This is a genomic window from Coleofasciculus sp. G2-EDA-02, assembly GCF_040226375.1.
Taxonomy (GTDB): Bacteria; Cyanobacteriota; Cyanobacteriia; order Cyanobacteriales; family Coleofasciculaceae; genus Coleofasciculus.
Window position 1 is genome coordinate 1 of the sequence record NZ_JAVKEW010000059.1, and the last position, 7,972, is coordinate 7,972.

General features: G+C 45.4%; 7 protein-coding genes. 1 reads left to right on the forward strand and 6 read right to left on the reverse strand.

The features are described 5' to 3' along the window. Window positions 1-213: 213 nt before the first annotated feature. Window positions 214-1,056, reverse strand: a complete 843-nt coding sequence (locus RLO19_RS05950) for a DUF3598 family protein (protein WP_446354705.1) — start codon at window positions 1,054-1,056, stop codon at window positions 214-216. Between the two features lie 41 nt (window positions 1,057-1,097). Next, window positions 1,098-1,880 carry an ABC transporter permease gene (locus tag RLO19_RS05955; protein WP_446354707.1) on the reverse strand — a complete coding sequence of 261 codons (783 nt, stop codon included), beginning with the start codon at window positions 1,878-1,880 and terminating at the stop codon, window positions 1,098-1,100. Between the two features lie 86 nt (window positions 1,881-1,966). Here RLO19_RS05955 and RLO19_RS05960 point away from each other — a divergent pair, with 86 nt between their 5' ends. Further along, complete coding sequence (locus RLO19_RS05960; RefSeq protein WP_446354708.1) at window positions 1,967-2,860, forward strand: tetratricopeptide repeat protein; 894 nt, start codon at window positions 1,967-1,969, stop codon at window positions 2,858-2,860. Between the two features lie 156 nt (window positions 2,861-3,016). Here RLO19_RS05960 and RLO19_RS05965 read toward each other — a convergent pair whose 3' ends face one another. From RLO19_RS05965 to polA, 4 genes are all read right to left on the reverse strand, one after another. After that, window positions 3,017-3,304 (reverse strand): HNH endonuclease, encoded by a 288-nt coding sequence (locus tag RLO19_RS05965; protein ID WP_446354710.1) that lies wholly within the window; start codon window positions 3,302-3,304, stop codon window positions 3,017-3,019. Between the two features lie 26 nt (window positions 3,305-3,330). Further along, on the reverse strand, window positions 3,331-3,822 hold the full coding sequence (locus RLO19_RS05970; RefSeq protein ID WP_446354712.1) for an acyl-CoA thioesterase: 492 nt from the start codon (window positions 3,820-3,822) through the stop codon (window positions 3,331-3,333). Between the two features lie 184 nt (window positions 3,823-4,006). Then, window positions 4,007-4,444: a DUF2442 domain-containing protein gene (locus RLO19_RS05975; protein ID WP_446354714.1), complete on the reverse strand. Its 438-nt coding sequence runs from the start codon at window positions 4,442-4,444 to the stop codon at window positions 4,007-4,009. A gap of 376 nt (window positions 4,445-4,820) precedes the next feature. Then, window positions 4,821-7,769 carry a DNA polymerase I gene (gene polA / locus RLO19_RS05980; RefSeq protein ID WP_446354716.1) on the reverse strand — a complete coding sequence of 983 codons (2,949 nt, stop codon included), beginning with the start codon at window positions 7,767-7,769 and terminating at the stop codon, window positions 4,821-4,823. Window positions 7,770-7,972 lie beyond the last annotated feature (203 nt).

Sequence of the window (7,972 nt, forward strand, 5' to 3'; positions counted from 1 at the left end):
TTCCCTATTGCTGGCTCAGTCCCGGTTTCAACTCATAATGAGTGTATATCGCTGCAAGCTTAGGTGGGGATTTCAACCATTGTTATCATAGCACAAAATTCCCCCTCGAAGGGGGAGGCTTGTGACCCAATTTTTCGGTCATGATTGATTATTTTTTAGGGTTGTGAGCGATACGTTTAGCAGCAACCACTGATAATGATCATTGATAACTGCTTACGCAAGATTTTTCACTCGTTGCTCCCTGACTAACGTCAAACTCACCCAAGCTCCGCGATCGCTATAGCGACGAATCAGTCGCTGGCGTAGGTTGGGTTCGACTAACCAACCGACTTCTAGGGCGAAACTGTGACCAGATTTAATGGTTAATGGACAGTTAGAAGACGTGCCATCGGGAAGCAGTACCACTTGAACAGGTAATGCGCCGTCCTGGAAATGGAGTATTGCTCCGTCAATTCTAGCACTGGAGGTTAGGGTCTGAACGGATTCACCGACGCCAAAGGTTAGCCGTTGGATGAGGCGGTTGCTGTCTTGACGTTCAATCGTGAGTTGGGTGGAATAGGTATCTGGCGAGCGCCAGTCGGGATAGAGGGTGATGGCTTCGCCAAGCCATTCTCCCAGTAATTGATCAACAGTTAGGGGGGGACGTTCTGGGGTATCGGTTCCGGCGCGTTTTTCCCGAATTAAGGTTAACTGAGACAGTTGAGCGTCTTTATTGTAGAGTTGCACTAACCGCAGGCGACGATTTCCGGCAATTAAGCCTAATTCAGCACCAAATTCGGAAAAAAGACCCCACTGCATTGAGCCTTGGGAAAAAGCGCCAGTGTCGAAGACTAGCACACTTCTGGCTAAGGAACTGTATTCTAAGACCGTTTCCTCTACGGCGCGATCAGGGGGATAGCGACGAATTACCTGGCGCACCGTTTGATTCTGATTGAGTCCCTCTAAGCTGACAACCGTTGGCGTATCCGTCAACGGTTCTCCTTGTGGCGAAAAGCGGGTAAATGAACCTTGCCATTCGCCTAAATTTTGTAGTAAACAGTCCCATTGCGATCGCATTGTTTTTCCTGCTCCCTGTTCCCTGTTCCCTGTTCCCCTAATTAACTCGACGCACTGGTATAAAACCGTAGGGCGAACCGCCAAAAGATACCTGAAGCTAGCAGTAATCCTAATGCCAGAATAGCAGCACCAACCACCCAGACCAACTCACCGCGACCAAGGATCACCTCTGCGGGTATCGTAGTTAAGAACGCCACAGGGACGACAAAGGTAAAGAAAAATCGATAAACGGCGGGATAAGCTACCATCGGAAAACGCCCAGCTTCCAAAAACCCGCGCAGCACTTCGGTCACATTATAAATTTTGACAAACCAAATACTCGTGGCTCCGAGTATAAACCAGAGGCTGTAAAGACTGATCAGACCAAAAAACAGGGGAACTGCGCCCAAGAGGTAATTAACCCAACTAACCTCAAGGCGTTCACCTGCATATACTAGAAGTATTCCAGCAAAAATTAAATCGGGCAATCCCCAAGGAGACAGGGTGCGCGATGACAGCCAAAATTGAGAACTAATCGGCTTAAGCAGGATAAAGTCGAGGGTACCCTGTTGGACATGGTTGACAATGCGATTGAGATTAGGACTCAGCAGCGTCGCCGCAAACCCTTGGAGAAGGGTAAAAATCCCCAGAATCACTAAGGCTTCTTCCCAACTCCAGCCCTCAAAGGTATAGCCCGTGCGGTAAAACAAAAATAACCCAAATAAACTGCCCACTAAGTTTCCTAGACTGCTTAAGGCAGCAATCAGAAAGTTGAGGCGATACTCTAGCTCAGCGGCGAGGGCAGTACTCCAGAACAACTGTAGTACGTTCAGATATCGTTTCATTTTAATTAAGATAGCAGAAATCACCCCTGAGGAGGCACAAAAGACGGCAAGGCGTTCATAATGTCAGTAGAGTTCAAGGAATTTTTGTGTCTCAAAAACGCAGGGTTTGGATCAAAGTCGTGTTAGGGCTGGCAGTTTTAGCATTAGTAGGTGTCTCAATTATTCCTCTGTTGGGAACTGTCCTAGAGAGCAATCAGCCTTCTGCTGTCGCCACACCGAATACCCAACCCAGCCTATCAACAGAACAGCAAACTCAACTCGAAGACCAAGCCAAAGGGTATCAACTGGTTTTACAGCGAGAACCGCAAAATCAAACCGCGTTGCGAGGATTATTAGAAGCAAAACTGCGGCTAGGGGATGTTCAAGGCGCGATCGCACCCCTAGAAGCCTTAGCTGAACTGAATCCTGACCAACCGGAATTTGGGGTATTGCTAGCTCAAGCGAAAGAACAAACAGGCGATCGCGAAGGTGCCGCCCAAGCCTACCGTCAAATTTTAGCCTCACAGCCCGGAGATATCAATGCTTTGAAAGGATTAGCCACCCTGTATATTCAGCAAAACCGTCCAGAAGCAGCAATTGGTTTATTGCAAGATAAGATCAAAAATGCCGCACAACAGAATCAGACTCAACCCGGTAGAGTAGATGTGAGTTCCGTCCAACTTTTGTTAGGTGAAGTCTACCTGAGTCAACAACGTTTTACAGAAGCCCTCACCATTTATGATGAACTGATCGAAGAAAACCCCCAAGATTTTCGCCCGGTATTGGCTAAAGCACTAATTCTGCGCCAACAAGGGAGAACGGAAGAAGCCAAGCCTTTATTTACCACGGCGGTTTCTCTCGCACCGCAGGAGCACAAAGATCAAGTCAAGCAACTTGCCACATTAAGTGAACAGCCTACACCTGCACCAACTGCATCCCCTGGTAATAACGAGACACCCGATTTTCCCGAACCACTTCCGGAAGGGGAAGAAAGTCCATAAATCATATTCTAGGCATTCGTAGTGGCTCTCCAGTAGTCAGGGTGATAAGCAAACCTGATTATTCTTGGAAACTTTGTGGGGCAAGGCTTTCAAAACAATGTTTTTAAGGAAGCTATCACTAATATCGGGTTTTCCACCACAAGTACGGGAGAGCCTCTAGCTGTAGAAATGTTGACGATGCACTCGTACCCGTTTAGAAGGATCTTGCTTCTGCACCCAGATTAAAAACTTCTGCATTTGAGGTTCATTTTTTAGCTTTTCCAAAGAATTGAGTTCTTGGGATAAGTGAGTATTATCAAACAGAGAATGGATCTGCCGATGACAGGCAGAACAAATCATCGCCGTGGGAATTGTCTCGACTTTTTTCTTCTTTGCCTTCTGTCGAGGAATTAGGTGATGAATCGTTAAATGCTCAACCTCTCGTTCACATAATTGACAAATCATAGTGAGTCGCTGTCCTATCACAGACACTAAAGGGAAAGCTTCACGAGTGCATCTTTGACGGCTGACGGTAATTGTCGCAAAATCTTGCCTTTCTCCCGGTCAACAGCCACTAACGTTACTCGACCGGTTACATAGAGTTCTTTGCTATCGGGCGATTGAATCTGGTAATCCCAATAGATGCGAACACCGTCTATATCCGTCATCCGGGTTTTGACAATCGCCGTCTGACCCATGCGAAGCTGACGGTGATAGCGCACAGAGAGTTCAACCACGGGTAATTCACATCCCATCGCCACTAAGTCAGCATACTCGATCCCAATAGACCGTAAGCATTCTACCCGTGCTTCTTCCATCCAAGTTAAGTAATTACCATGCCAAACCACCCCTGCATAATCGCTGTGGTGAGGATGTGCCCGCACCGGATACTCAAACCAGTGTTCAGTGGTGGCGGTTAAAGAGTGACTTTGGATGGCGCTGGTTGGTGGAAGTTGAGCCGAAGATGGGAAATTGTCAGACATATTACTAAACTAAGGGAGAACGTTACTGTGTTACTACCTAGATAGCACAGGAGTAACCGTAAACTGCAAGCAGGAATAACCGATACATGTAGATTGGATTTAGAACAAGTGGCTATTTTCAGCATTTAGCTGATCTCGCATAATTTTACGGTTTGTTAATGTCCTGTTTTTCTGAGTTTCCAGATTATGTATCCTGAGCTGTTTTTCGTGGGCGCCCTCCTCGCTTACCATTCTGACGAGCTGCTCTTGCTTTAGCTGTTGAAGTTACAGAGCCTCCTCTACTACCTAATTCAGCCATCCAAGCCTTAGTTCCAAATATTCCGAGCATTAGGGATGGAATACTGAGATCAACATCTAGTGTTTCCCAGTGTAAACCTTCACCAGATGGTGTCAATTCCACTTGTGCCAAGTCATCTGGTGAGGCATCCATTAACCCCTGAACTAAATCTGGGGGAAACAAAAAACTGGCTCCATTTTGAAGTTCAATAACAGTTCGACCAGATTTGTGATCGTAATGGACGGATTGAGCGCGTGGTTCAGAAGCATCGGCAACTTGTGCTGCTGATCTTGCTTGGGCGATCTCATTCTTTAATGTTTCTTCATTCAGATCGGTATTTTTCATGATTAAGCTATCTTTTCTAAAGAGTAAGTGTTAGGTAGTAGGTGTTATGTATTAGGGAAAACATAACACCACTGAATCTATAAAAGCCTCTTTGATTTTATCTTAAGTCAAACTTATCTTCAGTCTTATTCTCCATGAATATCTCTCCATTTCTCTAGTAGTTCTGTCTGATGAGCAATAACCAATTTCATTGCCTTGACTGCATCTGAATCATTCATTATGTCTTGACACGGATTTCACAGAAAAGATAAAACTTTCCAAAACCCTGAATAGTAAAGCACACCTATTGACACAGAGAACTCACCCTCTGTGCAATCAGTTCTATTAACCTCTCCCACCCCACCCTAAACTCTCCTCTAAATCCGTGAAATCAGTGTTACTTCGCCTCCATCCAATTTTTACCTTCACTCACATCCACCACTAACGGTACAGATAACTCAACCGCTGATTCCATCGTCTCTGGAATTTTGGCTTGTAATTCCTCCCATTCATCCGGCGGAATTTCAAAGACTAATTCATCATGCACTTGCAATAGTAATCGCGCCTGGTAATTCTGTAAAACCTCATGCATTTTTACCATGGCAATTTTGATAATATCAGCACTGGAGCCTTGAATCGGAGCATTCGCGGCGGCTCTGAGTAGCCCAGCGTCATATTGATCGATTCCCTTAAATTCATCCAGATTAATCTCTTTAGGATTTTTCTCTTTAGCATCACGCAGTCTGTTACTATTGAACTCAAAGTAACGCCGACGACCTAAAATAGTTTCCACATAACCGTTCGCGATCGCGTCCCGTTTCATTTGCTCCAAATACCCGAAAACTTTGGGATAACGCTGCTTCAATCGGTCAATAAACTCCTTTCCTTGTGCCGCCGATACTCCCGCTTCCCTAGCAAATCGCTGGGGACCCATACCGTAAATCACGCCAAAGTTAATCGTTTTACCTAATCGCCGTTCATCTGGTGTTACGGTTTCTTTCTCAAACAATAACTTCGCTGTTACCGCGTGAACATCCTGATTATTCCGGTATGTTTCCACCAGTACAGGTTCTTGACTCAGATGTGCCAAAATGCGTAACTCAATTTGGGAATAGTCTGCTGATACTAACAACCAACCCGATTCAGGTAAAAATGCTTTACGAATTTTGCGACTAAACGCCGTCCGAATTGGAATATTCTGTAAATTAGGATTCGATGAAGATAAACGTCCAGTACTGGTTATGGTTTGATTAAAATCTGTATGCACTCGCTGGGTATTTTCATCAACCAGTTTCGGCAACGCATCAACATAGGTAGATTTTAATTTAGAGAGGGTACGATGTTCTAAAATAGCATCAATAACCGGATGATCCCCTTGTAGCTTTTCCAATGTGGCATGATCTGTTGAGTACCCCGTTTTCATTTTGCGTGACTTGCGGCGGTCAAGGTTCAGTTTTTCAAACAGTAACTCACTTAACTGTTTAGGAGAGCCTAAATTAAATTCAACTCCTGCTTCTTGATAAGCGTTATATTCAATGTCTGCGAGTTGTTTTTCTAGGGATTCCGAGAGTTTTTTGAGATAAGCCGTATCAATACGAATTCCCTGATATTCCATCTGGGCTAACACAGGTTCTAGAGGTTGTTCAACTTCCAGCAACAACTTTTCTAGGGCTGGAATTGCCTCCAGTTCTTTTCGCAGTTTTGGCACCAGTTGAAACGTAGCATAAACTTGCCTCCCGCAGTAATTTGCCACTGTTTGACAACTCAGTGCAGCAATGGTTTTTCCTTTGGGAATCTTTAAATCTTTGTAGCTTTTTAGCTGAATTTGGGGTAAATAACGCTCAGTCAAACTATTAAGGTTATGACTATTATCTGGATTGAGGACATAACTGGCTAACATCGTATCCATGACTACCCCAGCTAGTTTAATCCCCTGAGTTCGCAGCACCAGACGGTCAAACTTTACATTTTGTAGCACTTTGGGATAGCGATCGCTCTCTAAAATAGGACGGAGTGTTTCTATAACCCTCTGTTGCTCTAAATTTTCACCCTGCTCATGGGCAATGGGGATATAAGCAACTTCTGCTGGTTCTATTCCCCAACAGCAGCCAATTCCCACCAATTCGGCGTTCTGTGGCTTTAAAGCGCTGGTTTCCGTATCCCAAGCCACTGGAGTTGCGGAGTTGGTGCAGTTTTTCAGGATTTCGACAAGCTGCTCCAACTTATCTTGTGTATCGATAATCTGAGGTTGAATCGGACAACTGAGTGTAGTTTGCTTCTGGTAGTCTTCCGTTTCATCGGCTGTCCAGAAAGAAAGATCAGGACTAGTGTCTTCAACGGATGGTTCTGGTTCTGTCCCCGTCTCTTCCACGACGTTTCCGCCAAAACGCTGCTGGAGTTCGTCAATTTTACTCAGAAAAAACTCAAACTCCAACGTTTGTAAGAGGGGTTTGAGGACAGAGGTATCAAATCCCTCTAACTTCCCCGCCTCTAACTCCACATCCACAGGCGCATCAAACTTCAATTGTGCTAAATATTTAGAATGTTCAGCGTCCTGTTTTCCCGTTTCCAGCTTAGTTTTTACTGCGCCTTTAATCTGATCAAGGGATGCATAAATGCTCTCCAGGGAACCAAAATCATTCAGCAACTTAACCGCCGTTTTTTCACCAATTCCCCTCACTCCCGGAATATTATCGGATTTATCCCCACAAAGAGCTTTGTAATCCACCACCTGTTTGGGTGTAATACCCAGTTTATTTTTTACCTCTTGGGTGCTATACTCCTGGATTCCTGTGGAACTGCTACGCTTCAAATCCTCCTTGCTAAGATAGAGAACTGTAATCGGCTTTTGCGGATCGATGAGTTGAAACAGGTCGCGATCGCCGGTTACAATTTTCACCTGATACCCTTCATCAGTCGCCCGATGTGCCAAGGTGGCTAACACATCATCAGCCTCGTAACCAGGTACTGCCAAGACGGGTAAATTCAACGCCGTTAGCAATTCCTTCAGATTTTGCAAATCTGGGATAAAGTCTTCTGGTGTTTCCGGTCTATCGGCTTTATAGGTATCGTCCGCTTCGTGACGAAACGTGGGCAATTCTAGGTCAAACGCCACCGCCATCGCCTGAGGTTGCTGAGAACTGATCACCTCTAACAGGGATTTGAGAAAGCCAAAACACACGCTCGTAGGTATCCCTGTCTTTGTTCGCAATCCACCTCCTTTAATGAAGGCGTAATAGGAACGGAAAGCCAGAGAATGACCGTCAACCAGGATAAACAGGGGTTTCTCTGTCGTTATGGGTTCAGCAGAGGGAGAGGAGTTAGGCACAGGCTTTGATTGAGACATAGCCCCATTTTACCCAGTTGCCTCTGCCTGTACAGGACTATTGTTTGGGTAAGTTTTTTTGAGCAGACTATCAAACCATCAAACTAGAACGCAGGTTTTACCGTTTAACCACTATGAGTAGGGGGGCCCCCAATCCGGGCCCCCCCCCAGACAACTCGGGGCCCCACGCAACAAACCGCTAAAAACGGGTTTGAATGACCACC